Raw genomic sequence first — 26,568 nt, 5'->3', positions numbered from 1 at the left:
GCTGCAAGAGGCTATCCAGGCCCACCGCGAACCCAGTCGAGTGGGCAGCTCCGTCGGTCAACGAAGATCGAATGCCAGCAGGCCGGAGGAACAACGGTAGGTCAGGGCGCAGTCGCCGGACCGCTACCGCACAGAACAGGCAAAGACGCCTGGAACCGCAAGGTTTCAGGCGTCTTTTTTTTTGCTTTCAAAATCGTGATGGGCTTTTGTCGGGTGCTTTTTATGAACTCCAACGTTGCTTCTCTGAACAAGCTGCAAACGCTGATCGTGATCGGCAATGGCATGGTCGGCCATCACTGCGTCGAGCAACTGATCGAGCGCGGTGCCCTTAATCATTACCGCGTGCATGTGTTCAGCGAAGAGCCGATGCGGGCCTACGACCGCGTGCATCTGTCCGAGTATTTCTCGGGGCGCGACGCCGAGTCCCTGGCCCTTGGCGAGGCGTCGTTGTACCAGACGCCTGGCGTCACCCTGCACTTGGGCGTACCCGTACTGGAAATCGACCGTGACGCGCATCAGGTAGTGACCGCCCATGATCGCATTCACTACGACAAGCTGGTGCTCGCCACCGGTTCCTATCCGTTCGTGCCACCGATTGAAGGCGCCGAAGGCGATTCGTGCCTGGTCTATCGCACCCTGGAGGACTTGGACGCGATCCGTGCCGCCGCCAGCAATGCTCGCCGTGGCGTGGTGGTCGGTGGTGGCCTGCTGGGCCTGGAAGCGGCCAACGCCCTCAAGACCCTCGGCCTGGAAGCCCATGTGGTGGAATTCGCCCCACGGCTGATGCCGGTGCAGTTGGACACCCAGGGCGGTCTGGCCCTCAAGGCGCGCATTGAAAGCCTGGGCGTCGGCGTGCACCTTTCCAAGGGCACCCAGTCGATCACTGCCGGTGAGCAGTACCGTTATCGGATGAACTTCGGCGACGACGATTTCCTGGAAACCGACCTCATCGTGTTTTCCGCCGGCATCCGTGCCCAGGATGCCTTGGCCCGCCAGAGCGACTTGCAGATCGGCCCGCGCGGTGGCGTGGTCATCGACGATCATTGCCAAAGCAGCGACCCGCACATCTACGCCATCGGTGAATGCGCGGCCTGGAACGGCAGTATTTTCGGCCTCGTCGCCCCGGGCTACCAGATGGCCCGTAATGTCGCGGCCCGGCTGTGCGGCGAAAGCGCTGAAGCCTTCACTGGCGCCGACATGTCGACCAAGCTCAAGTTGCTTGGCGTGGATGTTGGCTCCATCGGCGATGCCCATGGCAACACGCCGGGTTCGCGCAGCTTCCAGTTCATTGACGAAACCAGCGCCAGCTACCGGCGCCTGGTGGTGGACGCCGCCGGCAAACGAGTGATCGGCGCAGTGTTGGTGGGCGACAACAGCTATTACGACACCTTGCTGCAATACATGCAGAACGGCATCGCCTTGCCCAAGGACGCCGCCAGCCTGATCCTGCCATCGTCCGAAGGCGCCCCGACCCTGGGCCCGGCGGCTTTGCCCGAAACCGCGACCATCTGCTCGTGCCACAACGTCACCAAGGGCTCGATCTGCTCGGCCATCGATGGTGGCTGTACCGATCTGGGCCAGCTCAAATGCGACACCAAGGCCGGTACCGGTTGTGGTGGTTGCGCGGCCTTGGTCAAGCAAGTGTTCGAGCATGAATTGACGGCCCGCGGTGTCAGCGTCGACAAGAGCCTGTGTGAACACTTCGCCTACACCCGCCAGGAGTTGTATGCCCTGGTGCGGGTGGAAGGCATCATCAGTTTCGAAGAGCTGCTGGCCAAGCACGGTCGCGGTCACACCGGTTGCGATCTGTGCAAACCGGCGGTGGGCTCGATCCTGGCGTCGTGCTGGAACCAGCCGATCATGGACCCGTCCCTGGTGCCGTTGCAGGACACCAACGACACGTTCATGGCAAACATGCAGAAAAACGGCACCTATTCGGTGGTACCGCGTATCGCCGGTGGGGAAATCACCGCCGACAAACTGATCGCCATCGGCGTGGTCGCCAAGAAATACGACCTCTACACCAAGATCACCGGCGGCCAGCGCATCGACCTGTTCGGTGCCCAGTTGCACCAGCTGCCGGATATCTGGGCCGAGCTGATCGAAGCCGGTTTCGAAACCGGCCATGCCTACGGCAAATCCACGCGAACGGTGAAATCCTGCGTGGGCAGCACCTGGTGCCGCTACGGCGTACAAGACAGCGTGCAAATGGCCCTGACCATCGAGGATCGCTACAAAGGCCTGCGCTCGCCGCACAAACTCAAGTTCGCGGTGTCCGGTTGCACCCGTGAGTGCGCCGAGGCCCAGAGCAAGGACGTCGGCGTGATCGCCACCGAGAAGGGCTGGAACCTCTACGTGGCCGGCAACGGCGGCATGCGCCCGCGTCACGCCGAGCTGTTCGCCACTGACCTGGATGACGCCACGCTGATCCGCTACATCGACCGTTTCCTGATGTTCTACATCCGCACCGCCGACAAGTTGCAACGCACCTCGGTCTGGCGCGAAAGCCTGGAAGGCGGCCTGGACTACCTCAAGGACGTGATCATCAACGACAGCCTGGGCCTGGGCGCCGAGCTCGAAGCGCAGATGCAATTGGTGGTCGATCGTTATGAATGCGAATGGGCCAATGCCCTCAAGGATCCGGACAAACTCAAGCGTTTCCGCACCTTCGTCAACGACGGGCGTGGTGATCCGGATGTTCATTTTGTCCGGGAGCGCGGCCAGCGCCGGCCAGTCCACGCCGGCGAACTTCACCTGATTCCCGTTACCGAGGAGGTGCTCTGATGAACCAGTCAAACGTTGTTCGTATTCCTGTCCGCGATGTCGCCCAGGAACCGTCGCAATGGCGTGCCCTGTGCAGCCGCGACGACCTGGTACCCAACTCTGGTGTGGTCGCCTGGCATGACGGCAGCCAAGTGGCATTGCTGTACCTGCCCGAGCATCAGGACAAGCCGCTGTACGCTGTCGACAACCGCGATCCCAAGTCGGGTGCGAATGTCATCGGGCGTGGTTTGTTGGGCAGCATCAAGGGTGACCTGGTGATTGCCTCGCCGATGTACAAGCAGCATTTCCGCCTGGAAGACGGCTCTTGCCTGGAGTACCCGGAGCAGCGCCTGCGGGTATGGCCGGTGCGGCTCAATGGCGATGTGGTGGAGATTGGCGAGGACTGATCCGAGCCATTGGATGAGTTGAAAACTGCAGTCAAATGTGGGGATGAACAATGAAAACCGCTGCTCAACTGGTGAGACTCAAGAGTGTGCAGAACCGACAGGTCCACAGCATCGCCCCCGAGCAGACGGTGCTCGAAGCGCTGCAAATCATGGCCGAGAAAAATGTCGGCGCGTTGCCGGTGATCGAGGACGGCCAGGTGGTGGGGGTATTCAGTGAGCGGGACTATGCGCGCAAGATGGTGCTCAAGGGGCGTTCATCGGTGGGTACGCCAGTGCGCACCATCATGAGCACTCCGGTGGTCACCGCCGACAGCCAGCAGAGCATCGACCGTTGCATGGAAGTCATGACCGACAGCCACTTGCGCCACCTGCCGGTGCTGGATAACGGGCAGTTGATCGGCCTGTTGTCCATCGGTGACCTGGTGAAAGAGGCGATTGTCGAGCAGGCGGACTTGATCCGACAGTTGGAACACTACATTCGCGGCCACTGAGCCTCAGCCCAACATCAGCAATTGCCGGATCAGATTCGGCGTGCTGCCGGTCCAGCGCTTGAACGAGCGACGAAAGTTCGCCGTATCGTTGAAGCGCAGGTACTGCGCCACTTCCTCGTTGCTGAAGCCCTTGACCTGATACAAATACAACGCCACATGGGTGTGTACCCGGTCCACCTGTTGCTGGAAACCGGTGTGATGCTTGTGCAGCTTGCGCTTGAGGGTTGCCGGGCTCATGGCGAAGGCCTGGGCGGTCTGTTCCAGGCTTGGCGTCTGCTGTACATGGACGTGCAGGTAGTCGTAGAGGCAATCCAGAAAGCTGGAAACAAAGCCCAGTTGATCGAGTTGGTCGCGGGCTTCGATCCGCGCCACCTGGCCGGCGGTGGCCGAAACGTTGGGCCAGGGCTGGGCGAGGCAGTGGCGGGGCAGGCGCATCAAGTCCAGGGGGCGGTCGAATTGGGTGTGCTCACCCAGGTGCACCCAGTATTGCTCGACGTAACGCGGCTCGCTGTGGCGAAAGCTGCACTGCCAGGGCAAGCGTTCGCCGCTGAGCCAGGCACTCATCGCCACCATCGAGGTCATGCTCGCCTCCAGCACGAAGCGCCATTGCTCATCGGCGCCACAACTGTCCAGCCAATGGACATAGGCATAGTGCTCGTCCACCAGCAGCCGTGGGGCGGCCAATGGACTGAGCAGCGCCTGCTGGTCGATCAGGGTCTGCAGGGCCTGATGCAGATTCTGCGCGTGGCGTAACGCGTGGCTCGCGGGCCCGTAATGTCCCGGCAACAGCCGCTGACCGAACAGGAAGCTGCTGTCGCTGGCATCCAGCAGGCGCCGGCTGTTGTCGATCAGGCCGAGGAATTGCTGCGGGCTGATGCGGCTTTGTCCGGCAAGGATATCGTCGTGGAACAGCCCGGTACCGCGCAGCAGGCGATGGCTGTCGATGTCCCGCGACAGTGCCAGGTCGATCAGCGCGGCAGGTTGATAGTGCCCCGGAATGAAGCGACTGTCGGTTTCGTACCAGCACGTCTTGAGTGTCATGGCACGGCCTCAGGCGCTTTTCGCCAACGTGGTGCGGGACTGTGCCAGCGCCAGGTTCAGGCGTTTGAGCAAGGCGTCGGCGGATTCGTCGAACGCCATCACCACCGCCGTGCTGGCGACCAGTTGCAAGCGTTCTCCGTGTTGCCGGGTCTTGTGGGCCAGGCTGCGCACCGATATTTCCAGCTCCAGGGCCAGGCGTCGGGCCTGGCTCTCGCCGGTATCAGGCAGCAGCACTACGAAACGATCGCCGGCCAGGCGGCACAGCAAGTCCTGGCGCCGCAGGTTCAATACCAGCAATTGGCTGACGGCCTGGAGCACCGCATCGCCTTCGCCGTGGCCGAAACGCTGGTTGATGGCGGTGAAGTTGTCCAGGTCCAGTGCCAGCAGCGACAGCGGTTGCTGACGGCGGCGTGTGTCTTCCAGGCTGGCGGACAGTTCGTGCTTGAGAAAGTCGGCGCCACCCAACGGCGTGAGTTTGTCGAACAAACGGTGCTCACGGAACAGACGCTCGCGCTTCTCCATCTGCCCATTGATCGCCAATTGTTCACGGTGCCAGTGATAAATACCGAGGGTCAGCAGGATCATGCCCACCGGCATGGGCCCGGATTCGAGCCAGTGATCCCAGGTGATGCTGTCGGGCAGGCGGATGAATTCATCGAGGCTGTCGATCCACCAGGAAAAGAAGATGCAGCCCAGGCCCAGGACCAGGTAATTGGTGACCCGCCCGGCCGGCCGGCTTTTGAGCACCAGCCCCAGCCAGACCAGCGCCAGCAGCGCCGAGCCACCTTCACCGAGGATGTCCAGCCAGACCCATTCGGCGATGGGTTTGAGTTCGCCGCTGGCCAAATGCAGGATCAACCCGAGGTTGGCCGCCAGCAGGAGCAGGGCGAGTTTGAGGCGGTGCGGGCGGAGCACGGAGAACATGGCCGGAGTCCTTTGCCAGAAGCGGAATGCGGCCCAGCACAGCAGATGAATGTGACAGCGCGGTGACGGTGGCTGAATGGATGGGGGAGGTCGAATCAGCTCATCGGTTGTCTGAACTTTTCATTCATAACATCGCCACCTATCTCATTGTGGCGAGCGGATTTTGTGGGAGCAAAGCTTGCTCGCGACGAAGACGACGCGGTTTTTCAGGGAATCGAGGCGCCTGCATCGCGAGCAAGCTTTGCTCCCACAGCGGTGCGACGTTTCGCCAAATTCCTTCGCCCTTCAGATTCTCTGAGTCTGTAAAACAGGTCATTTCAGCTCATTCCGACTCGCCAGCCCGCCTAAATCAGCCTATTCCAGCCTCCACGGCCAAGCCCTGTCACAGAACCGTCATTCCCCACCCCTAGCGTGCCCTCCCAGTTGCCGGGCCATTGCCTGGCGGAAGTTCGGATTCCTGGGGGAGGACCACCATGCACCACCGCACCAGCACTGCCGGGTTCGTCGGTTTCACGTTCACCGCATTGGCGATGGCCATTGCCAGTGAGCGTTTGAGCGCCGCCGAGCAGGCGGCCACGGAACACGTCGAAGTGGTTGGCCAGGCCGCCAGCATCGACCAGGCCCTCAAGGAGCAGCGCAGCGCCGACAGCATCAAGAGCGTCGTGCATGCCGACGGTGTGGCGCAATTGCCGGATGAAAACGTCGCCGAAGCCGTGCAGCGCCTGCCCGGGGTCAGCGTCGAGCGCGACCAGGGCGAAGGTCGGTTTGTCAGCGTGCGCGGCCTGGGGCCGGACCTCAACAGCGTGACCATCAACGGCACGCTGGTGCCGGCCCCGGAAAGCGAGCGGCGGGCCGTTGCCCTGGATGTACTGCCTTCGGAGCTGGTGCAATCCTTGTCGGTGATCAAGACCCTGACACCGGACATGGACGCCTATTCCCTGGGCGGTACGGTGGACGTCAAAAGTCTCTCGGCCTTCGACCACAAGGGTCTGTTCTATACCGGCAGCAGCGAAGCCAGCTATGACAAGAACACCGGCCAGACCAGCCCGAAATTCTCCGGAGCCATCAGCGATCGCTTCAGCCTCGGCGACGGCATCGATAACTTCGGCGTGGCCGCAGCGCTGAGCTGGCAGAAGCGTGACTTCGGCTCGGACAACGTCGAAACCGGCGGTGCCTGGGATTTCGAGCAAGGCTCACGCCTCGAAGAGTTCGAACAGCGCGACTACGACATTCGTCGCGAGCGGGCCGGTGGCGGGCTGAACTTCGACTACAAGCCCGATGACTCCAGCAGCTATTACCTGCGCACGTTGTACAGCCGCTACAAGGACAGCGAAATCCGCAACTCCACCAGCATCGCCTTTGAAGACCCGCAGGCTGCCGGTGAACTGGGTGATGCCGAGGGCCAGCGCAAACTCAAGCAACGTGAAGAAACCCAGGAGATCCAATCCTACGTACTCGGCGGTGAGCGCCTGTTCGGTCTCTGGACCTTGAGTGGCCAGGGCGGCTACAGCCAATCGAGCGAAGACAGCCCCGGCCACATTGCCGGCGCCACCTTCGAAGGCATCGATGGTTTCAACGGCGGTTTCTACGACAACGACAAGCCCCGGCCGATTATCGGCTCAGGGTTCTACGATCCGGCCAACTTCAGCCTCGACAAGGTGGACTGGGAACAGCAGAAGACCACCGACACCGAGAAAAACCTGCGTCTGGACCTGGCCCGGGACTACGACTTGCGCGGCTATGCGTCCCAAGTCAAATTCGGCGGCAAAGTCAGTCGACGGAACAAGGACAACGACCTGGACGCCTGGGTCTACGAGGATTTCGACGACCTCGGCTTCACCGACGAGCAGTTGAACCTGGGGCAGTTCCAGAAAGGCAATGTGGACTACCGCCTCGGTCGCTTCGGCCCGGGCATCAGCGCCGATGCCATCAAGCAGTTGATCGGCGGCCTCAATCGCGATGACTTTTTCGACGAGCAGGAGTCGCGCGTCAACGACTTCAAGATGAGCGAGGACATCAACGCCGCGTACCTGATGAATACCGTCGACATCGATGACTGGCGTTTCATCGCCGGCATGCGCTACGAAGGCACCGAGTTCGAGGCCAAGGGCACCGGCGCCACCGACGGCGTATTCACCGATACCGAGACCCGTCGCAAGTATCACCACTGGTTGCCGGGCCTGCATGCACGCTACCAATTGGACAAGAACACCCAGGTGCGTGCGGCGTGGACCAAATCCGTGGTGCGTCCGACCTTCGGGCAATTGGCGCCGGGTTTTGTCATCGACGATGATGAGGCGACTTTCGGCAACCCGGACCTCAAGCCGCTGGAATCGAGCAACCTGGACCTGGGCATCGAGCACTTCATGGGCCACGCCGGCACGGTCTCGGCCTTCGTGTTCTACAAGGACATCAAGAACTTCGTCTACAACACCGACCTGGCCGGCACGGGCGCCTGGACCGATTTCGCCGAAGCCCACAGCTACGCCAACGGCGACAGCGCCAAACTCTATGGCCTGGAGCTGGCCTACTCGCAAAAATTCGACTGGTTGCCGGCGCCTTGGAACGGCTTGCTGTTGGGGGCCAACACCACCTTCAGCCGTTCGGATGCCGAAATCGAAGGCTTCGACCAGGCCAGTGGTACCCAGCGCAAGCGCAGCATCGACCTGCCGAACCAGTCGGACACGGTCGGCAACCTGATGTTGGGTTGGGAAAACGACAGGCTGAGCCTGCGGCTGTCGGCCAACTACAAGTCAGCGTACCTGTTCGAGCTGGCGTCCATCAGCGACCGCGACCATGACCTGCACGTCGACGCCCAGACCTTCGTCGATTTCAGCGCGCGCTATTCGCTGACCAAGAACCTGCAAGTCAGCCTGGAAGCCCAGAACCTTACCGACGAGCCGTATTTCGTCTACACCGGCCATCGCTCCTACAACGGCCAGTACGAAGAGTACGGCCCGACCTACAAGCTGGGGCTGACCTTTACCCATTTCTGAATCGCGAGCCTGATCACTTGTGGCAATAGGATTTGGCTGTGGGAGCAAAGCTTGCTCGCGACGAAGACGACACGGGTCTCCCGGAAACCGAGGCGCCTGCATCGCGAGCAAGCTTTGCTCCCACAGATGAATTCCCTGGCAATAGAAGTGAGCAACAAGCCCGTTTGAGTCTGACTGAATGACAAGGATTTTCCCGTTGAAGACGATGTTTTTCTTACCCAAGCGCTACCTACTGGCGATGGCGATCAGCCTGGCATCCGCCGCCGCCCTGGCGGCCGCCCCAGCGCCCAGGCTAAAACTGCAATCCTGGTCTCAAGCCGAGCAACTGTCGATCAACGCTCTGGCATTCCTGCCCGGCCCTTCGACGACCGAGCGACTGGCCAGTGCCCGCGAGGGCTTGTTCTTGCTCGATGCCCAGGGTCGCGAACTGACGCGCCTGAAGGGCAGCTTCGAAGGTGTCGATAGCCGTGCCCAGGGCGCGAACGTGTTGGTCGCCAGCCTCGACAGCACGCGCCAGCAAGCCCTGATCGTTAGCCTCGATCCACAAAACCGTCAGTGGGATACGCCGTTGTACCTGCCCGTGCGGGATTTCCCGGTCAACGGCCTGTGCCTTTATCGCGACGGGGCGAGCAACCTGTTTGTGTTCCTGGTCGGCGAGGAGGGCAAGGGCGAGCAATGGCTGGTGGGCAATGGCGAGCGCCTGAGCGACAGCGCGCAACGGGTGCGCGGCTTGCCATTGCCGCCGGATGCCAAGACCTGCCAGGTGCAGGACAGCGCCAATCAATTGTTCGTCAACGAGGAACGGGTGGGTTGGTGGGCCTATCCGGCATCCTCTGAGGCCGAGACCGTGCGGGTGCCCGTGGCGATGCGCGCACCGTTCGGCGACCTCAGGCAAAGCGCCGGGGCCATGGCCGTGTTGCCGGGAGGCCTGTTGGGGCTGGACCCGGAAGCGGCGCAACTGCATGTGTATCAGCAGCAGGGAGAGGGTTGGAGCGCCAAAGCCAATCTGCCGTTGGCGGGCTTGAAGGAGCCGGAAAACCTCGCGGCGCGGTTGACGAAAAGTGGCATTGAAGTGCTGCTGCGCGACGATGACAACGGTCACCTGTACCAAGGCGAAATCAGCTGGAAACCCACGCCAGTGCCTTTGCCGCCGGTCCTGCCGAGTGTCGCCGCCATCGTCCAGAGCGAGCCAGTGGCCCGCCAGGGCGATGCAGCCGATGACCCGGCGATCTGGGTTCATCCGACGACGCCCGGGCTGAGCCGGGTGCTGGGCACCAACAAGAAGCAAGGCCTGCTGGCCTACGACCTGCGCGGCAAGTTGTTGCAGGAGCTGCCGGTCGGACGCCTGAATAACGTCGATGTGCGGGCGAACTTCAAGCTGGGCACGCAAACCGTCGACCTGGCCGTGGCCAGCAATCGTGATCGCAACAGCTTGAGCCTATTCAGCATCGACCGCACCAGTGGCGAGTTGCGCGAAGCGGGCGAGATTACGACGTCACTGAAGGAAATCTACGGCATCTGCCTGTTCCAACCAGCCGAAGGTGAGCTGTATGCCTTTGCCAACGGCAAGGACGGGCGCTTCGTGCAGTACCGCCTGAGCGCGCCGGATGGCGTGGTGAAAGGCCAGTTGGTGCGCCAGTTCAGCGTCGACAGCCAGCCTGAAGGTTGCGTGGCCGATGAGCAGCGCCAGCGCTTGTTTCTCGGTGAAGAGGACGTCGGCGTCTGGGCGGTGGATGCCCGGGCCGAGCAACCGGCCATATTGAGCAGTGTGATCAAGGTCGGCCCGTCGTTGCACGCCGACGTCGAGGGCATGGCCTTGTACCGGGCCAAGGGCCGCGACTACCTGGTGATCTCCAGCCAGGGCAACGACAGCTACCTGGTGCTCGATGCCCAGCCGCCTTATGCCGTGCGGGGCGCGTTCCGGGTCGGCCTGAACGCTGCCGCAGGCATCGACGGGGCATCGGAAACCGATGGCCTGGAGGTGACCTCGGTGAACCTCGGCGGGCCTTGGAGCCAGGGAATGCTGGTGGTCCAGGACGGCCGCAAGCGCATGCCCGAGCAGGCCCAGAACTTCAAGTTCGTGCCCTGGGCCGACGTGGCGAAAGCGCTACGCCTGCCTTGAGCGGCGTTGTCATCAACCGGTCACGAACATTTCATCGAATAACCGCCAGACAGGAGTTTCAACCATGCAAGCCACTTTGGAACACATGACGATCTGGGGCCTGATCAGCGACGCGAGTCTGCTGGTCAAGGCAGTCATGCTCACGTTGCTGCTGGCCTCGCTATTGAGCTGGTACCTGATCATCCAGCGCAGCGCCGTGTTGCAACGCAACGAGCGCCAGTTCAACGGTTTCATGCAGCGTTTTCGCAGCACCCAGGATCTGTTGCCCCTGTATAGGGAGCACGCACAAGTGCGCGAAGAAGACGGCGGCGTCACACCGATTTTCCAGGCGGGGCTGTTGGCTTTCACTCAGCTCAACCAGCCTTCGAGCACGCCCGAGGTGGTGCTCGAAGGCGTCGAGCGTTCGCTGCAGGTGGCGATCAGCGAACAGGAAGTGCAGTTGGAGAAAGGTTTGCAGTTTCTCGCCACCGTTGGTTCGGTCAGCCCTTACATCGGTTTGTTTGGCACCGTCTGGGGGATCATGAATGCCTTTCTTGGCCTGTCCCAGGTGCAGCAGGCCAGCCTTTCCACCGTGGCGCCGGGCATTGCCGAAGCCTTGATCGCCACGGCCATCGGCTTGTTCGCAGCGATTCCGGCGGTGATTGCCTATAACCGTTTTGCGGCCCGCGGCCAGACGTTGCTGACCCGTTACTACGCTTTCGGCAACGAGCTGCAGGCGCGTCTGCACCGCAAGCTGCACGGTGCCCCGGTGAACCTGGCCTCGGCCGCTTGAAAGGAGAGGGCAGATGCTCGTCAAGCCACAACGCAAGCACGGTCCCAAGGCCGAAATGAACGTGGTGCCGTACATCGACGTGATGTTGGTGCTGCTGGTGATTTTCATGGTCACCGCGCCGATGCTGACCCAGGGGGTGAAGATCGAACTGCCCAAGGTCGCCAGCGAGGCACTGACCAACGATAGCCGCCAGCAAATTCTCACCCTGTCGGTAAAGGCCGAGGGCGGTTACTACTGGAACCTGGGCGGTGAGCTGGACACACGCCACCAGACCGACAGCGCCGTGGACCTGGAGCAGATGCGTGCCAAGGTGGCGCAGGTCGTGGCCGAGCGCAGCGATACCCAGGTGTACATCCGCGCCGACGAGCATGCCGATTATGGCCGGGTCGTCGCGGCCATGGCTGCGTTGCAGCAGGGTGGCGTGAGCAATCTCGGGCTGGTGACCGAGGCGCCGCAATGACGACGATGATCATGCACAGTGCCTCCTTGAGTACGCCGACGCTGAACCGCCACGGTGTTTGGAAAAACAGCCTGGCGGCCGGGCTCGCCGTGGCCCTGCACGCCGGCGTGGCGCTGTTATTGGTGTTGGGCTGGAACGTGGGGAAGCCGACCGTCGAGACGCCCCGGGTGTTGCGCACGCAACTGGTGATGTTGCCGCCGGCTCCGGTGCCCGAAGCGCCGGCCCCGGCCCCTGTCATCCCTGTCGCCGCGCCATTGGTCGAATCCACACCGCCACCCATTGATGCGCCTCGTCCCGTTCCTGCCAAGCCGGTCGTGGACCCGCGAATCCAGGCGCAGAAACTGGAACAGGCGGCCTTGGCCCGTAAACGGGTCGAGGAGCAGAAGCGCGAGCAACAGGCCCAACAGCAGCGCGAGCGCCAGGAAAACGAACGACGCCGGCAAGACGCCGAACAGCAGGTCGCCGAGCAACAGCGTCAGGCCCGGCAGGCCCGGCAGGCACAAGAGCTTGCCCAGCAACGCCTTGCCGAGCAGGCACGCCAGGCCACCGCCGACAGCCGCAGTTATCAACCCCTGAGCAAGCAAGCCCCGGATTATCCGCAACGCGCCCTGGACAAGGGGCTGGAAGGCGATTGCACCGTGGAATACAGCGTGATGCCGGACGGGCGGATCGATAACCCCAAGGTCATCGAGGGTTGCCACCCCCTGTTCATCCGGCCATCCCTGGCCGCCGCCCAGACGTTTCGTTATCAACCGCGAATCATTGATGGCAGGGCGGTGACGGTGCCGGCGGTGCGCAATACCTTTCACTACCGGATCAAATGAAATGCATGCTTGGTAGAAAGTACCTGTGCGGCCGTTCGATCGTTCCCGACACCGCCAGAACCTCACTATGGCGCCATCAGGCCTTTACTTGCGGTAATGACTCGGCGCCACGCCCACTTCGCGGCGGAAGATCTGGGAGAAGTGGCTGGCGCTGCCATACCCGACCTCCAGGCCGATATCGATGACGCTGCGCTCGGTTTCCATCAGCAGTTGCCGGGCCCGGGCCATTCTCAGCTGGATGAAGTACTGCGAGGGCGAACGCCCGGTGGCGCGCTTGAACAGGCGGCTGAAGTGGTATTCGCTCAGGCCGATGGCCTGGGCCAGGTCACCGAGGCAGAAGGGTTCGGCCAGTCGCTGTTCCATCAGTTCGATAACCCGCTTGAGCTTGAAGGCGGGCAGGGCGTTACGTCCGGACATGTCGTCGGCATCGGCATCCAGGTAATGCCGTGCCAAGTGCACCGCTACGCATTGCGCCATGCCCTGGATCAGCAAGGCACTGGTTTCACCGCGCCGGGTCAACTCTGCCCGAATCGGTTCGAGCAAGGCTGAAAGTGCTTCATCCCGTCCGCCAGAGACTTCTCGCAACTGGACCCCACCGCTGCCGCCGGCTTCGGCAATGGCGCGCTCCAGCAATGCCAACCCCAGGTACACATGCATGACCACGAATGGTTCGTGGCTGGTGACTTGCCAGCGCATCTCGTAAGGCACCGGGGATGTGGTCAGGAAGAAATCCGCGCTGCGCACGCTATTCGCTTCCCAGTCCTGGTTGGCGATGCGCTCCTCGACGATGGCTTCCCCGGACAACACCCAGACGAGCAACGGCTCGGCCACCGCCGGCACGACGATGTGTGCTTCGCTGCGCTCACGGACAAAGATCTCGACCAGGATGTCTTTGGCCGATACGCCATCGGACGTCGCCAGGCGCTCGCCGCGTATGTGTGCCTGCAGGCCGGTTGCCGATGTTCGTTCGGTGACTTCCATGCTTCGATGGCCTCGTGAGAGCCCCCGGGGTCAAGCCGGGTCGGCGGTAGGACGGTGTTGGCGCAACAGTTCGATGGATTGAGACGGAATCAACTCGCGCAACGCCTTATAGAGCGCCCGGGTTTCCAGCAGGTTCCAGATGCGCAGCATGGTTTCCAGTGCGTCCAGGGGTTTGCTGATGAAATCCCGCGCACCGAGGGCCAGGGCCCGCAGGCGGGTGTCACGGGTCGCGTCGGCGGTCAGCACCAGGATGGGCAGGTAGTCGTTGGCCGGAATGCGCCGGTTGAGTTGCTCCAGCACGGCAAAGCCGTCGAACGCCGGCATGTGCAGGTCGAGGATGACCAGGTCCGGCTCGAAGCTGTTGAACAGGTCGAGCGTACGCAAAGGTTCGGTGCTGCTCAGCACATTGTGCAGCCCTTCGCGGGCCAGCAGTTGTTCCATCAGGTCCAGGTTGGGGCGTTGATCGTCGACGATCAGAATGCGCAAGTCGCGATTCATGCGGGCTCCGGTAGATAGTGCTCAAGATGGCCCAGGAAGGCCTGGATATGAATAGGTTTGGTCAGGATCGCCGTGGCACCGGCCTCGTGAAGGGCGCGGTGGGTCAGGTCGCTGGCATCGGCGGTGATCATCAGCACGGGTATGGTCGCCGTGGTCGGGGATTGGCGCAGGCGTCGCAAGACTTCCAGGCCTTCGAGGTCCGGCAGGCTGACATCCAGCAGGATCAGTTGCGGAGTGTGCTGGCGGGCGAGGTCCAGGCCCATCTGGCCTTGCATGCTCGACAATAGTTGAATGCCGGGACGGCGCTGCATGAGGGTTTCGATCAGCGCAAGGCTCGACAGGTTGTCTTCGATGCACAGGACTTTGCCGTGATAGTCCACGGGTGCACGCGTCACCGCCAGCGCGGCAATGGGCGGCAGATGCGCGCCAACCACCTCGGTACCCGGCAGTTGCAGGGTGAAACAACAGCCGTGTCCGGGCTCGCTGTGGACCTGCAGGTTGCCCTGCATCATTTCCAGCAGGCTCTTGCTCAAGGACAACCCCAGGCCGGTGCCTTCGACCTGGGGATCGGCGCCCAGGCGTTCGAAGGGTTTGAACAGTTGGTCCAGCTGTTCCGGGGCAATGCCATGGCCGGTGTCGTTGACGGCAATGCTCACCTGATGGGCCTGGACGCTGACTTCGATGCGCACCTCGCCGCCGGGCCGGTTGTACTTGATGGCGTTGGACAGCAGGTTGAGCAACACCTGCACCAGGCGCTGACGGTCAGCGAGTACGCCGCAGCCATCCGCCAGCGGTGGCAGCTCGGCCAAATGGATCCCGGCGTCGGCGGCCATCGGTGAAACCAAGGTCAGGGCTTCGTGCAGCACCGTCGACAGGGCGATCGGTTCGATGTTCAGCGGCAGGCGACCGGCCTCGATCCGGGCAATGTCCAGCACCTCGTTGATCAACGCCAGCAAATGCTGGCCAGCCCGCAGTATATGGCTGACCTGGGGGCGTTGGCCGGCCGTGGAGTCCATGTCCAGCAATTGAGCGAAACCCAGGATAGCGTTCAATGGCGTGCGCAATTCGTGGCTCATGCGAGAAAGAAACTCGCTCTTGGCCCGGCTGGCGCTCTCGGCTTCTTCGCGGGCGGTGCGCAGGGCGATCTCGGCAGCGCGGCGGTCGGTGATGTCGCGGGTGATCTTGGAAAAGCCGCGCAGGGCGCCAGTGCCATCGTATTGGGCAGTGATGACCACGCTGGCCCAGAAGCGGCTGCCGTCCTTGCGGCAACGCCAGCCTTCTTCCATGTAATGACCGTCGCGGGTGGCTTCGCGCAGGGCCATGTCCGGGTGCGCCGGGCATTCCTCGGCCAAATAGAACAGGGAAAAGTGCCGACCGATGATCTCCTGCTCGGTGTAGCCCTTGATCCGTTCGGCGCCAGCGTTCCAGGTGGTGACATAGCCTTGGGCATCGAGTGCGAAGATCCCGTAGTCCTTCACGCCATCGATGATCAGCCGCAAGCGCTCCTCGTTGTCGCGCAGGGCCCGCTCGCGTTCGGCAAGCAATTGTCCGGCTTCTACGAGACGGGTACCGAGCTGGCCGATTTCGTCCTGCTCTGGCGGTTGCGGCAACAAGGGTTGGCCCAGGGCCAGGCGCTGGGCGTTGCCTTGGACCTGCTGGACCCGGGCGACAATGCCCTTGGACAGAAACAGCACCGCGACAATGGCCCCCAGCAGTCCACACACCGCCGCCAGCAACGTGGCGAACAACAGGCGCATGCGCGTGGCCGAGGCGGCGGCGCTGCGGTCGGCGAGCAGGGCATCTTCGCGAATGCGCATGGCGCTGATCTGCTCGCGCAGCACGTCCAGCACCTGCTTGTTTTCGATCAGGATCGCGGTGATGGCCTCGGGGTCGTCGCGCTTGCCGTTGCGCAAGGCGAGCAAGCCGTCGAGTTTGTCGGCGATCAGCGGGGTGATGGTCTGGAGGTGTTCACGCATCCTGGCATCGCGAATGTTGTGGTCCAGGCGCTGCAACGCGGCATGGATCAGCGGGGTGGCCTGTTCGTAGCTGGGCAGGAAATCTTCGCGCCGGGTCAGCAGGTAACCCCGCACGCTGGCCGCAGCCTCGGCCAGCAGGGTATGGACTGTCTGGATATCACCCTGGACCAGCAGCACCCGGCGCACATCCTCTTCGGCCCGGGCAGTCTGGCGTTCGGTGATGTAGATCAGCACCAGCGACAGCAGCAGGACCACCAGGGGCAAGGAAATCACCACCAGGGCCTTGCCTCGCAACGGCAAGTCGGCCCAGCGGCGGGCGGCGAGAAACCTCATGGCCATTGCCCGGCGGGTTGCGCCACCAGGCCCAGGGCAACGCCGCGCACGGCGGCCTGGGTGCGATCGGCGGCGCCCAGCTTGCCAATGACCCGCTCTACGTGGGCTTTGGCCGTGCCGGGCGCGATGCCCAGTTTTTCGCCGATTTCACGGTTGCTGAAACCGCCGGCCACCAGCCCCAATACCTGGCGCTCCCGGGCGGTCAGAGCCTGGACTTGAGTGGCGCCGTTCGCACCACGCTCGGCCATACGGCGCAATAGGCGTGCGCTGACCGAACTGTTCAGCGCCTCTTCGCCCTGGGCAACCCGTTTGAGGGCGTCGAGCACTTCATCGCGGCTGGCGTCCTTGAGGAGATAGCCGACCGCGCCTGCACCGATGGCGGCTTCGAGGTGGTCGGGACTGTCATCCATGGTGAAGATAATCACTTTGACCTCCGGCTGGCGCTGCTGCAGGATCCGCGCCGCGCCCAGGCCGTTGAGGACGGGCATGCGGATGTCGAGAATCGCGATGTCCGGTTTCAGCCGATCGCACAGGTCGAGGGCTTCCTGGCCGTCGCGGGCCTGGCCGACAACCTCGAATCCCGGGCTGCCGGCGAGCATGCTGATAAAACCGGTGCGAGTGACTTCGTGGTCGTCGGCCAGCAGCAGGCGCAAAGGTTGGTTCATGGGTGTCCTCCGTGAGCCGGTAGTGGCACGCTGGCCAGTAGTCGGGTGCCGTCGCCGGGCTGGCTGCAACAGCTCAGGTGGCCGTCCAGCAAATGGGCGCGCTCCTGCATGGCGGCCAGCCCCAAATGGCAGCTGCCGTTGGTCTCGATGGGTTGCTCGAGGGCAAAGCCGCGGCCATCGTCCTCCACGCGCAGGCAAGCGTGCCCGTCTTCCACCGCCAAGCCCAAACGCACGTGGCGGGCCTGGGCGTGCTTAAGAATGTTGTTGATGCCTTCCTGTGCAATGCGAAACAGGGCGATCTCGGTGTTGCCCGGCAGGCGTGCGGTGCTGTGCTCGGCCCAGGTCACCGTCAGGCCCGCGTCACGCAGGCGATCGGCCTCCTTGTCGACGGCTTTGTACAGGCCGAAATCATCCAATACGTGGGGGCGCAGGCCGCCGATCAACTGCCGGCCTTCGCCGACGCAGCCCTGGGCCAGCTCGAGGATGCTTTGCAACTCGCTCGCCAGGGCCGGCGGTAGCGACGGGCAGCGACCGGCGAAGCCCTGCAAGCGCTGGTGCAAACCGGCGAGGTTCTGCGCCAGGCCATCGTGCAGGTCGTACGCCACACGCTTGCGTTCGTCTTCCTGGGCGCTGAACAAGCGGTGGACCAGCTCGGACATGGTGCGCTCGCGGGCCTGGAGCGCTTCGAGCAAGCGGCTGTTCTCCAGGTGCGCCGCCAACAGCGTCGCGAGCAATTGCAGCGATTCGATGTCTTCGTTGTCCGGCGCGCCGAGAGCCAGGCTGTTGCCCAGCAGCAAAGCCCCGAACGCCACGCCGTCAGAGGCACGCAACGGCACCCGCAAGACCTGGGGCAGGGCGCTGCCGGGCAATTCGAGCCATTGTGGACCGGGCGTTTGCGGCTGGGCCAGGTTAGCGAGCAGCTCAAGTCGTTCCGCGCTGCCGTGGCTGGCGAGGGTGCGCAGCGGGTGGCCCGGCGCCCACTCCAACAACAGGCCATGATCCATGGCCATGAACGCGCACGCCCGTTGCAGCGCACGTTGACGCATGGCCGACAAGGGCAACTGCGTCAGTTCATGGCCGGCGCCCAGCAGCAGGCCCAGGCGTGCTGCACGGCTTTGCGACTGGCGATACTGGCTGCGAATGGCCAGGGCACTGCCGGGGTCATGGGGTAGGCTTTGCATGAGTAGCTCCAGCGTTGAAGAGGACCGGTCCGGTTCGCGGTGGCGTCATTAGAACGTGTCACCGGCACCGGGCCTATCTGCCGAACGGCATAGGCGATTGGCACCGGTTGGCCGATGGCGAAGGCCGGGAACGCCGGCAAAGTGGGCTCATTGAAACCCAAAGGAACGCTTTGATGAAAATGAAAACCTGCGCCATCGCTGCTTTATTCCTGCTGGCTTCGCCGCTGGTCCAGGCTCTCGAGGCTACGCCCTACGTGTATCGCACGGTGGCCGAGCAGCCCAAGAATGTGAATGACCGGGAGATCGCGGCCCTGTTCGATCGCTGGAACGCCGCGCTGCAAACCGGTAGCGCCAGCGCCGTGACCGGCCTCTACGCCCCGGATGCGATTTTGCAACCGACTGTTTCCAACAAGGTGCGCAACACGCCGGCGCAGATCCAGGATTACTTCGAGCATTTCCTGGCAGGCAAACCGGTCGGGCAAATCAACTACCGGGAAATCCGCCATCTGGGACCCGATGCGGCGATGGACAGTGGCGTCTATACCTTCACGCTCACCCAGGCCGACGGTTCCAAGCGCGAGGTCCAGGCGCGCTACACCTTCCTCTATGAGCGTCTCGACGGCCAGTGGAAGATCATCAACCATCACTCATCGGCCATGCCTGAGGTGCCGAAGACCCTGCACGCCAGTCACTGATAACGCTGCCTGCAAAAGACCTGTCTGTGGGAGCGAGCAAGCTCGCTCACACAGGGTAGGGTTTTTCCGAACGGTTATTAGACACACTTTGTATAAAGAGCTTGGATTAACGCGCGAACATTAATTAGAATCAGTCTCATTTAAGACTTTGCGCAGGCTTCTGGACATGTGTGATGCAGCTACGCCGACGGAGCATTCCCTCCATGCTTTATACCGTGACCACGGTAGTTGGCTGGAAGGCTGGTTGCGTCGGCGCATGGGCAATGCCTGGGATGCGGCGGACCTGCGCCAGGATACGTTCCTGAGGGTTCTTGCCAGTTCCCGGCCATTGGCTGACCTGCAAGAGCCCCGGGCATATCTGCTGACCGTTGGCAAACGCCTGCTGAGCAACTTCTACACCCGGCGAAACCTGGAACAGGCGTATCTCGACGCCCTGGCAGGCCTGCCTGAAGCCTGCGCACCGTCACCGGAACAACGTTGGCTGCTGCTGGAAACCCTGCAAGCCCTGGACGAATTGCTTGATGGCCTGGCGCCCTTGGTACGGCGGGCTTTTCTCTGGAGCCAGCTTGAAGGCCTGGGTTATCGCGAGATCGCCGAACGCCTGCAAGTGTCCGAGCGCACCGTAAAACGCTACATGGCCCAGGCCTATGAGCACTGCCTGCTGGTGGATTTCTGATGCGCTCGGCACCTTCGCTTGAAGCCCGTGAAGCGGCGCGGGCGGCCGCTCGCTGGTTGACCCTGATGGAGTCTGACGGGGCCGCGTTCGATTCGGCGGCCCTGCAACGCTGGCGCGACAGCAGCGCTCATCACGAGGCGGCCTGGCAGAAGGCCCTGCGATTGCGCCAGCGTTTCGCCGGGGTGCCCGCCTCCCTGGGCATGGCAACCCTGGACCGTCCGGCGCTGGCCCGACGCGAAGTGCTCAAGCGTGCATTGGGCGTCGCTGCATTGGTCCCAACCGCTTGGCTGCTGGGGCGAGAGCTGCCGCTGGAGACCTGGCGCGCTGACTTGCACACCGCCACGGGTGAGCAACGGCGCTGGTCGCTGGTCGATGGCAGTGTGCTGCAACTGAACACCGACAGCGCCGTTGACCTGGACCTCAAGGCGCGCCGCCTGGTGCTGGTACGTGGCGAGATGGCCCTCAAGCTCGCCGGGAGCACGCCGCTGTCCGTTCAGTCCCCCTATGGGCTCGTTACGATCAGTGGTGGCGAAGTCTGCGTGTACCTGGGCGAGCGCGATTGCCGGGTGTCGGTGATCAGCGGCTCGGCGCAACTGCACCCACTGCGCGGGCCATTGCTTGGACTGGAAGCGGGCCAGCAGGTCAACTTCCAGGCCTCGGGTGCGGGGCCAGTGAGAGCGTTCGACGTGGCACAGCTGGGTTGGCGTGACGGCGTATTGGTTGCCCAGGATCAGCCGCTGGGGCATTTCCTGCGAGAACTGGACCGCTACCGTCCCGGCGTGTTGCGTTGGGACGAAAGCCTCGAATCCCTGCGAGTCACGGGCAGTTTCCGCCTGGACAACACCGATCGAATCCTCGCGCTGCTTGCCGCCAGCCTGCCGCTGGATGTGCACATGCGCACGCGCTACTGGGTCACGTTGACGCTTCGCAAAAATATCGCCTGACGCCTGTCCCCTTTTTTTGTCTCGCTTGTCATTCAAGGCAACTGAACAAAAATGAGAGCGCTTTCCAATGTCCGCAGTTGCACCTTTGCGTTTTCGCCCGGCCCTTGCCGGCTGGCGTCCGCTGTTGAACCTGAGCCTCATGCTGAGCCTGAGCACCAGCCCGTTCTTTATCTCATCGAGCCTGGCCGACGAGGCTGCCCGGCGCAGCTATCAAGTGCCGGCCGGCAGCCTCGGCGCGGCGTTGACCCGGTTCGCCGGATTGGCCGGGGTCAACCTTTCGGTGGATCCGGCCTTGGTGAGTGGTCGGGACAGCGCCGGGCTTTCGGGTGAGTTTGGGGTAGAGGAGGGGTTTGCCCGACTGTTGCGGGGTTCGGGCCTGCAACTGCAAGCGGTGGGTGAGCAGGCCTATATCCTGACCCCGGTGCCGGAAGGCGGCAGCCTGCAACTGGCACCTACCTCGATTCTGGGCGCCACGGCTTCGGAGGACAGCCCGGCGTATGCCGGCGGTCAGGTTGCTCGTCGTGGTTCGCAAGGCTTGCTGGGCTCGCGGGACTTCATGGAAACGCCGTTCAGCATGACCACCTACACCAGCGCGGCGGTCAAGAACCAGCAAGCGCGTACCTTGGGTGACCTGATCGCCAGCGACCCCTCGGTCCGCGCTACCAACCCGGCGGGCGGGCGCTATGAGCAATTCACCATTCGCGGTTTCAGCCTGTTCAACAGTGACGTCGCGTACAACGGTCTCTACGGCGTCCTGCCGACATACACGATTGACATGGAGATAGCCGAGCGCGTCGATATCCTCAAGGGCCCGAGCCAGCTCATCAACGGCATTTCGCCACGGGGCAGCGTGGGCGGTGGGATCAACGTGGTGCCCAAGCGCGCGACCGATAAACCCATCACCTCGTTCACCGGCAACTATGCCTCCAACAACCAACTTGGCGGTGCCGTGGACGTCGGGCGGCGCTTTGGTGAAGACAACAAGTTCGGTATTCGTTTCAATGGCGTGAAGCAGGCGGGCGATACCGAATGGGACCACCAGAGCGTGGACCGCGAGATGGCGGTGCTGGGCCTGGATTTTCGCGGTGAGCGCCTGCGCCTCTCGACGGACATCGGTCACACCGAACGCGATACCGACGCACCCCAGGAGCGCGTGCAGGTCGGCGCCAACGCCCAGGTTCCCCACGCCAGCGATGTTCGCCGCAACTATGCGCAAGCCTGGAGCAAGGCACGGACCGTGGACACCTTCGGTACAGTGAACGCCGAGTACGATGTCAACGATTCGGTCATGCTGTACGGCGGTGTGGGGGCGCGCAAAAGCAATCATGATTTCCTCCGGCATGCCGTTTCGGTCACCAATGATGCGGGTGACTTCACCGTTTCTCCCCGGGACTTTACCCGGGATGAAAACGTCCAGACGGCCAATGCGGGCGTACGCAACTGGTTCCATACCGGTCCGGTGAGCCATGAGGTCAACCTGGCGGCGAGCTATTTCTACATGGATTTCACAAACGGCGGTGCGCGCTATGCCAACGGCCGCAGTAACCTGTATGACCCGGTTGAAACATCGACGCCAGGCAACCCAACGCGACAGGATCCCAAGGTCTACACCGAAAACCACTTCAGCGGCTTGGCGTTGTCCGACACCTTGGGCTTGTTCGATGATCGACTGCTGCTGACCCTTGGCGCCCGCTGGCAGCGAGTAGAGGTTGACGACTGGTCGGACGGTGTCAAAGGTCCCACTGCCTACGATGAGGAAAAGGTCTCGCCGTCGGGTGGCATCCTGTTCAAGGCCACCGATAGATTGTCCCTGTATGCCAACTACATGGAAGGCCTGAGCCAGGGCAAGATCGCGCCGTCGACGTCGGTGAACGAAGATGAGATCTTCCCGCCGTTCGTCAGTCGCCAGGTCGAAGTGGGCGCCAAGTATGACGCTGGAGCGCTCGCCGTCACCGCTGCCGTGTTCCGGATCAAGCAGCCTGCCTACGCCACCGACGCCACGACGCGTGTTTTCGGCCCGAATGGCAAGCGTGAAAACACTGGCGTGGAACTCAATGTGTTTGGTGAACCTGTCAAGGGCACCCGGTTGCTCGGCGGGGTCATGTACATCGACAGTAAGTTGACCAACACCACCGGTGGGACCTTCGATGGTAATCGGGCGCCTGCGACACCGGAGTACAACGTCAACCTGGGCGCCGAGTGGGATGTGCCGACCGTCCAGGGCCTGACCCTGACCACCCGCGGCATCTACTCCAGCTCACAATACCTGGACCAGTCCAACACCAAGCAAATCGATTCCTGGGAACGCTTCGACGTGGGCGCCCGCTACGGGTTCAAGGTCGATGAAAAGAACATCACCTTGCGGGCCAACATCGAAAACGTGGCAGACAAGCGCTATTGGAGTTCGGCCGGCGCGTCGGATGACAGTGAGCCTGGCTTGACGCTGTCGACGCCGCGCACCTACCTGCTGTCCGCGACGGTTGATTTCTAAGCTGATGGGGCGCTCCAGGGACGGAGCTGGCTGGGTTCAGATATCGCGAAACAGATCGTGGGCATCCAGCAGTCGCCAGGCAATCTCGGGACGTTTTTCCAGCCCTCGGCGGATGGCGGCGGGAATCGATTGGCGAATCTTGCGACACAGCCCTGGCTGGTCCTGGAATTCGATGGCGATACCGCGCATGGTCCGTACTTCGTTGTAGCCGGGCTCGACGCTCAGGCGGATCCCCAGGTTTTCGTACAAGCGTTGTTGCAGGCGCTGGAGTTCGTCGAGGCTCTGGATGTTCTCCAGGCGCTCAAGCAGGCGTTTTTCTTCCTGGCGATTCAGGCAAAGGATGCGCAGGTCGCTGCCCGGCGCTTGCAGCAACGCATCACGGCCGCAATCACAGACACCAGGCGGGCAGGGGGGACGGATCGGGATCGACGCGGTCATGGGCTCCACAAAATCTGCTGCACGATGAAACAGCCAGCTTATCGCCGGCCCAGGCAATGTGATGCCTGGCGGCAGGCGGGTCAAGCCTGTTGGAGGGGCCGCTTGTCTGGCGCTGCTGTGTACCCCACCGCTTTATTGTGGGTGCGAGCTTGCTCGCGATAGCGGTGCAACAGTCAGCCTCGATGTTGAATGTCAGTCCGTCATCGCGAGCAGGCTCGCTCCCACTGGGAATCCAAGTCGGACACAACAGGTGTGTTCGCTGAAATCCAAATGTGGGAGCGAGCCTGCTCGCGATAGCGATGGGTCAGTCGAGGCAATTACAACCCCAACTCGGACAGCCCCGGATGATCGTCCGGCCGGCGGCCCAGCGGCCAGTGGAACTTGCGCTCGCTTTCCTTGATCGGCATGTCGTTGATGCAGGCGTAGCGGTTGTACATCAGGCCTTGCTCGTCGAACTCCCAGTTCTCGTTGCCGTAGGAGCGGAACCAGTTGCCCGAGTCGTCGTGCCATTCGTAGGCATAGCGCACGGCGATGCGGTTATCGGTGAAGGCCCAGAGTTCCTTGATCAGCCGATAATCCAGCTCCTTGGCCCACTTGCGGGTCAGGAACGCCTTGGCTTCCTCGCGGCTATGGGCGAACTCGGCGCGGTTACGCCACTGGGTATCCAGCGTGTAGGCCAGGGATACTTTTTGTGGATCGCGAGAGTTCCAGCCGTCTTCGGCCAGGCGAACTTTCTCGATCGCCGATTCACGGGTAAACGGTGGCAAAGGCGGACGAACTTCAGAAGAAGCAGACATGGCAGATCTCCAGTGGGTCATTGACGAATAGCACGGTGGTTCAATGGATCAAACGTGGGGTATCTCAACAGGCAGCAACATTTTCAGCATGTCCTGGGCGTGGTCAGCCGCGCTATGGTCGCCCATGACCAGGGCCACGGTAATGGCACCGTCAATCAGAATCAGCAGCTGTCGGGCCAGTGCATCCGGGTTCTCGACCCCTTGTTCGACGCACAGCCGGGTCACGTAATCGAGCAATTTCTGTTTGTGCATCTTCGCCACCTGGCGGACCGGATCCAGCGGATCGCCGGTTTCGCCGCTGGTATTGATGAACGCGCAGCCGCGAAAACCTTCGCTGTCGAACCAGCCCTTGAGCACGGTGAACAGGTTGAGCAGCCGTGCAGCCGGGGTCGGTGCCTTGTCCACCTCGGAGCTGAACCAATGCATCCAGCGTTCGTCCCGTCGCTTGAGGGCGGCCACGATCAGGTCGTCCTTGTTGGCGAAGTAGCGATAGACACTTTTCCGGGAGACGCCGGCGGTTTTCACCAGAAGGTCCATGCCGGTGGCGGCGATGCCACTTTTATAGATCAACTTTTCGGCGACATCGAGAATGATGTCTCGTGTTTCATTTCCAGTAATTTCATTCATGGAACAAAAGTAGAATGATCGTTCTCCTTGGTCAAGTCTTTTTTTCTTGAGGACAGGAAGACCCAAACCCATCCATGGTGTAAGCTCATCCGTTCTTCGGAATCGACCTTTTGCGAGCCCTATGCCGTCGCTTTTCAAACGCTCCCTGCTGCCCAAGCTGCGCAGCTTTGCACTGACCGCCGACGCGGTGACCATCCTCGATGGCGCCGCCCAATTCCGCCGTTGCCTGCTGGAGAAAATCGCCCAGGCCACCCAACGCATCTACATCGTCGCCTTGTACCTGCAAGAGGACGAGGCCGGCCAGGAAGTCCTCGATGCCCTGCATGCCGCCAAAGCGGCGCGTCCGGAACTGGACGTGGTCGTGGTGGTGGACTGGCTGCGGGCCCAGCGTGGACTGATCGGTGCCAAGAAGCAGCCGGGCAACTCGGCGTGGTACCAGGAGCAGACCCGTACCCATGCCAGCGAAGTGCCGATCTACGGCGTGCCGGTGCAAACCCGCGAGCTGTTCGGCGTGCTGCACTTGAAAGGCTTCGTGATTGACGACTGTGTGCTCTACAGCGGCGCCAGCCTGAATAACGTCTACCTGCACAAGTTCGACAAATACCGCTACGACCGCTATCACCTGCTGCAGAACACGGCACTGGCCGACTCGATGCACCACCTGGTGCAGCACGGCCTGATCACCTCCAGGGCCGTGCATCGCCTGGACCTGCCGAACCTGCCCAGCACCCGCAGTTTGCGCAAGGACATCGGCGACCTGCGCAGTCGCCTCAAGTACGCGACGTATGACACCAGCGTTGGCAGTCTCGACAAGAGCGGCCTGTCGGTAAGCCCGTTGTTGGGGGTAGGCAAGAACAATCCACTGAGCCGGGTGATCGGTGAACTGATCGCCAGCAGCCGCCAGCAACTGACCATCTGCACCCCGTATTTCAACCTGCCCCTGGCGGTGACCCGGGAGCTCAACCGCGCCCTGGCCCGCGGGGTCAGGATCGACATCATCGTCGGCGACAAGACTGCCAACGACTTCTACATTCCGCCAAGCGAGCCGTTCAAGATCATCGCGGCGTTGCCCTACCTCTACGAAATCAGCCTGCGGCGCTTCGCCAAGCGGCATCAGCGCGCGATCGACAGCGGCCAGTTGAACCTGCACCTATGGCGTGACGGGGATAACACCTATCACCTCAAGGGCATGTGGATCGACGAGCGCTACACCTTGCTGACTGGCAATAACCTCAACCCACGGGCGTTTCGCCTGGACCTGGAAAACGCGCTGTTGCTGGACGACCCCAAGGGCGAGTTGCTTGCGCCGCGCCAGGCCGAGCTGGAGCGGATCTACCGCCACACCCAGCGGATCGGACGTTACCTGGACCTGGAAACCTTGCCGGATTACCCCGAGGCTGTGGCCAGGTTCTTGAAACGGGTCAGCCGGGTGCGGATAGAACGGCTGCTTTACCGGATCCTGTGAA

The 26,568-nt window shown here is 62.5% G+C and carries 23 protein-coding genes; 13 read left to right on the top strand and 10 right to left on the bottom strand.

Features of this window, described 5'->3' with window-relative positions; all coding sequences use genetic code 11:
- Positions 1–222 precede the first annotated feature (222 nt).
- Genes nirB through PSH86_RS16360 form a run of 3 tightly spaced genes read left to right on the top strand, consistent with a single transcriptional unit; the run spans position 223 to position 3,661 of the window.
- On the top strand, positions 223–2,784 hold the full coding sequence (gene nirB, locus PSH86_RS16370) for a nitrite reductase large subunit NirB (RefSeq protein ID WP_212800892.1): 2,562 nt from the start codon (positions 223–225) through the stop codon (positions 2,782–2,784).
- Complete coding sequence (nirD, locus tag PSH86_RS16365) at positions 2,784–3,170, top strand: nitrite reductase small subunit NirD (RefSeq protein WP_109754157.1); 387 nt, start codon at positions 2,784–2,786, stop codon at positions 3,168–3,170. Before nirB ends, nirD begins: the two co-directional genes overlap by 1 nt.
- A 50-nt stretch (positions 3,171–3,220) precedes the next feature.
- Positions 3,221–3,661: a CBS domain-containing protein gene (locus PSH86_RS16360; RefSeq protein ID WP_109754156.1), complete on the top strand. Its 441-nt coding sequence runs from the start codon at positions 3,221–3,223 to the stop codon at positions 3,659–3,661.
- Positions 3,662–3,664: 3 nt separating this feature from the next.
- On the opposite strand, the gene PSH86_RS16355 is transcribed toward PSH86_RS16360, so the two are convergent.
- Together PSH86_RS16355 and PSH86_RS16350 are read right to left on the bottom strand one after the other, a co-directional pair.
- Positions 3,665–4,702, bottom strand: a complete 1,038-nt coding sequence (locus PSH86_RS16355) for an AraC family transcriptional regulator (RefSeq protein WP_163858544.1) — start codon at positions 4,700–4,702, stop codon at positions 3,665–3,667.
- Positions 4,703–4,711: 9 nt separating this feature from the next.
- Positions 4,712–5,626, bottom strand: a complete 915-nt coding sequence (locus PSH86_RS16350; protein WP_116832483.1) for a GGDEF domain-containing protein — start codon at positions 5,624–5,626, stop codon at positions 4,712–4,714.
- 473 nt (positions 5,627–6,099) lie between these two features.
- On the opposite strand from PSH86_RS16350, the gene PSH86_RS16345 reads away from it, so the two are divergent.
- From PSH86_RS16345 to PSH86_RS16325, 5 genes are all read left to right on the top strand, one after another.
- Complete coding sequence (locus tag PSH86_RS16345) at positions 6,100–8,622, top strand: TonB-dependent receptor (RefSeq protein WP_305483741.1); 2,523 nt, start codon at positions 6,100–6,102, stop codon at positions 8,620–8,622.
- A gap of 205 nt (positions 8,623–8,827) precedes the next feature.
- Complete coding sequence (locus PSH86_RS16340; RefSeq protein WP_370873814.1) at positions 8,828–10,744, top strand: phytase; 1,917 nt, start codon at positions 8,828–8,830, stop codon at positions 10,742–10,744.
- Positions 10,745–10,808: 64 nt separating this feature from the next.
- Positions 10,809–11,516, top strand: coding sequence for a protein TolQ (tolQ, locus tag PSH86_RS16335; RefSeq protein WP_109754151.1), 708 nt, complete (start codon positions 10,809–10,811; stop codon positions 11,514–11,516).
- A 13-nt stretch (positions 11,517–11,529) separates the two neighbouring features.
- Positions 11,530–11,976: a protein TolR gene (gene tolR / locus PSH86_RS16330; RefSeq protein ID WP_176687785.1), complete on the top strand. Its 447-nt coding sequence runs from the start codon at positions 11,530–11,532 to the stop codon at positions 11,974–11,976.
- On the top strand, positions 11,973–12,800 hold the full coding sequence (locus tag PSH86_RS16325) for an energy transducer TonB (protein WP_305483739.1): 828 nt from the start codon (positions 11,973–11,975) through the stop codon (positions 12,798–12,800). The genes tolR and PSH86_RS16325 overlap by 4 nt, the downstream gene beginning before the upstream one ends.
- An 84-nt stretch (positions 12,801–12,884) precedes the next feature.
- On the opposite strand, the gene PSH86_RS16320 is transcribed toward PSH86_RS16325, so the two are convergent.
- From PSH86_RS16320 to PSH86_RS16300, 5 genes are read right to left on the bottom strand one after another with little or no spacing between them, the layout of a single operon-like run.
- Entirely contained in the window at positions 12,885–13,781 is an 897-nt protein-coding gene (locus PSH86_RS16320; protein ID WP_176687787.1) for a helix-turn-helix domain-containing protein, read from the bottom strand.
- Between the two features lie 30 nt (positions 13,782–13,811).
- On the bottom strand, positions 13,812–14,279 hold the full coding sequence (locus PSH86_RS16315; RefSeq protein ID WP_109754147.1) for a response regulator: 468 nt from the start codon (positions 14,277–14,279) through the stop codon (positions 13,812–13,814).
- Entirely contained in the window at positions 14,276–16,588 is a 2,313-nt protein-coding gene (locus tag PSH86_RS16310; RefSeq protein ID WP_204334251.1) for an ATP-binding protein, read from the bottom strand. Before PSH86_RS16310 ends, PSH86_RS16315 begins: the two co-directional genes overlap by 4 nt.
- Positions 16,585–17,253 (bottom strand): response regulator transcription factor, encoded by a 669-nt coding sequence (locus PSH86_RS16305; protein WP_109754146.1) that lies wholly within the window; start codon positions 17,251–17,253, stop codon positions 16,585–16,587. Before PSH86_RS16305 ends, PSH86_RS16310 begins: the two co-directional genes overlap by 4 nt.
- Complete coding sequence (locus PSH86_RS16300; RefSeq protein WP_305483738.1) at positions 17,250–18,434, bottom strand: sensor histidine kinase; 1,185 nt, start codon at positions 18,432–18,434, stop codon at positions 17,250–17,252. The genes PSH86_RS16305 and PSH86_RS16300 overlap by 4 nt, the downstream gene beginning before the upstream one ends.
- A 173-nt stretch (positions 18,435–18,607) precedes the next feature.
- On the opposite strand from PSH86_RS16300, the gene PSH86_RS16295 reads away from it, so the two are divergent.
- The 4 genes from PSH86_RS16295 to PSH86_RS16280 all read left to right on the top strand — a co-directional run bounded on the left by PSH86_RS16295 (position 18,608) and on the right by PSH86_RS16280 (position 23,240).
- Positions 18,608–19,129, top strand: coding sequence for an SgcJ/EcaC family oxidoreductase (locus PSH86_RS16295; protein WP_109754144.1), 522 nt, complete (start codon positions 18,608–18,610; stop codon positions 19,127–19,129).
- A 166-nt stretch (positions 19,130–19,295) separates the two neighbouring features.
- Positions 19,296–19,805: a sigma-70 family RNA polymerase sigma factor gene (locus PSH86_RS16290; RefSeq protein WP_249015056.1), complete on the top strand. Its 510-nt coding sequence runs from the start codon at positions 19,296–19,298 to the stop codon at positions 19,803–19,805.
- Positions 19,805–20,749, top strand: a complete 945-nt coding sequence (locus PSH86_RS16285; protein ID WP_305483737.1) for a FecR domain-containing protein — start codon at positions 19,805–19,807, stop codon at positions 20,747–20,749. The genes PSH86_RS16290 and PSH86_RS16285 overlap by 1 nt, the downstream gene beginning before the upstream one ends.
- Before the next feature lie 67 nt (positions 20,750–20,816).
- Entirely contained in the window at positions 20,817–23,240 is a 2,424-nt protein-coding gene (locus PSH86_RS16280) for a TonB-dependent receptor (protein ID WP_305483736.1), read from the top strand.
- A 36-nt stretch (positions 23,241–23,276) separates the two neighbouring features.
- On the opposite strand, the gene PSH86_RS16275 is transcribed toward PSH86_RS16280, so the two are convergent.
- The 3 genes from PSH86_RS16275 to PSH86_RS16265 all read right to left on the bottom strand — a co-directional run bounded on the left by PSH86_RS16275 (position 23,277) and on the right by PSH86_RS16265 (position 25,102).
- Complete coding sequence (locus PSH86_RS16275) at positions 23,277–23,678, bottom strand: hypothetical protein (protein WP_003202036.1); 402 nt, start codon at positions 23,676–23,678, stop codon at positions 23,277–23,279.
- A gap of 317 nt (positions 23,679–23,995) precedes the next feature.
- On the bottom strand, positions 23,996–24,475 hold the full coding sequence (locus PSH86_RS16270; RefSeq protein ID WP_212800885.1) for a nuclear transport factor 2 family protein: 480 nt from the start codon (positions 24,473–24,475) through the stop codon (positions 23,996–23,998).
- A gap of 48 nt (positions 24,476–24,523) precedes the next feature.
- Positions 24,524–25,102, bottom strand: coding sequence for a TetR/AcrR family transcriptional regulator (locus tag PSH86_RS16265; RefSeq protein WP_109754139.1), 579 nt, complete (start codon positions 25,100–25,102; stop codon positions 24,524–24,526).
- Between the two features lie 121 nt (positions 25,103–25,223).
- Here PSH86_RS16265 and pssA point away from each other — a divergent pair, with 121 nt between their 5' ends.
- Positions 25,224–26,567, top strand: coding sequence for a CDP-diacylglycerol--serine O-phosphatidyltransferase (gene pssA, locus PSH86_RS16260; RefSeq protein ID WP_109754138.1), 1,344 nt, complete (start codon positions 25,224–25,226; stop codon positions 26,565–26,567).
- The last annotated feature ends 1 nt before the right edge of the window (position 26,568 follow it).

Origin of the sequence: Pseudomonas sp. FP2300 (assembly GCF_030687595.1) — a bacterium.
In the GTDB taxonomy this organism is placed as follows: Bacteria; Pseudomonadota; Gammaproteobacteria; order Pseudomonadales; family Pseudomonadaceae; genus Aquipseudomonas; species Aquipseudomonas bijieensis.
This window is presented reverse-complemented; position numbering and strand designations above follow the sequence as displayed.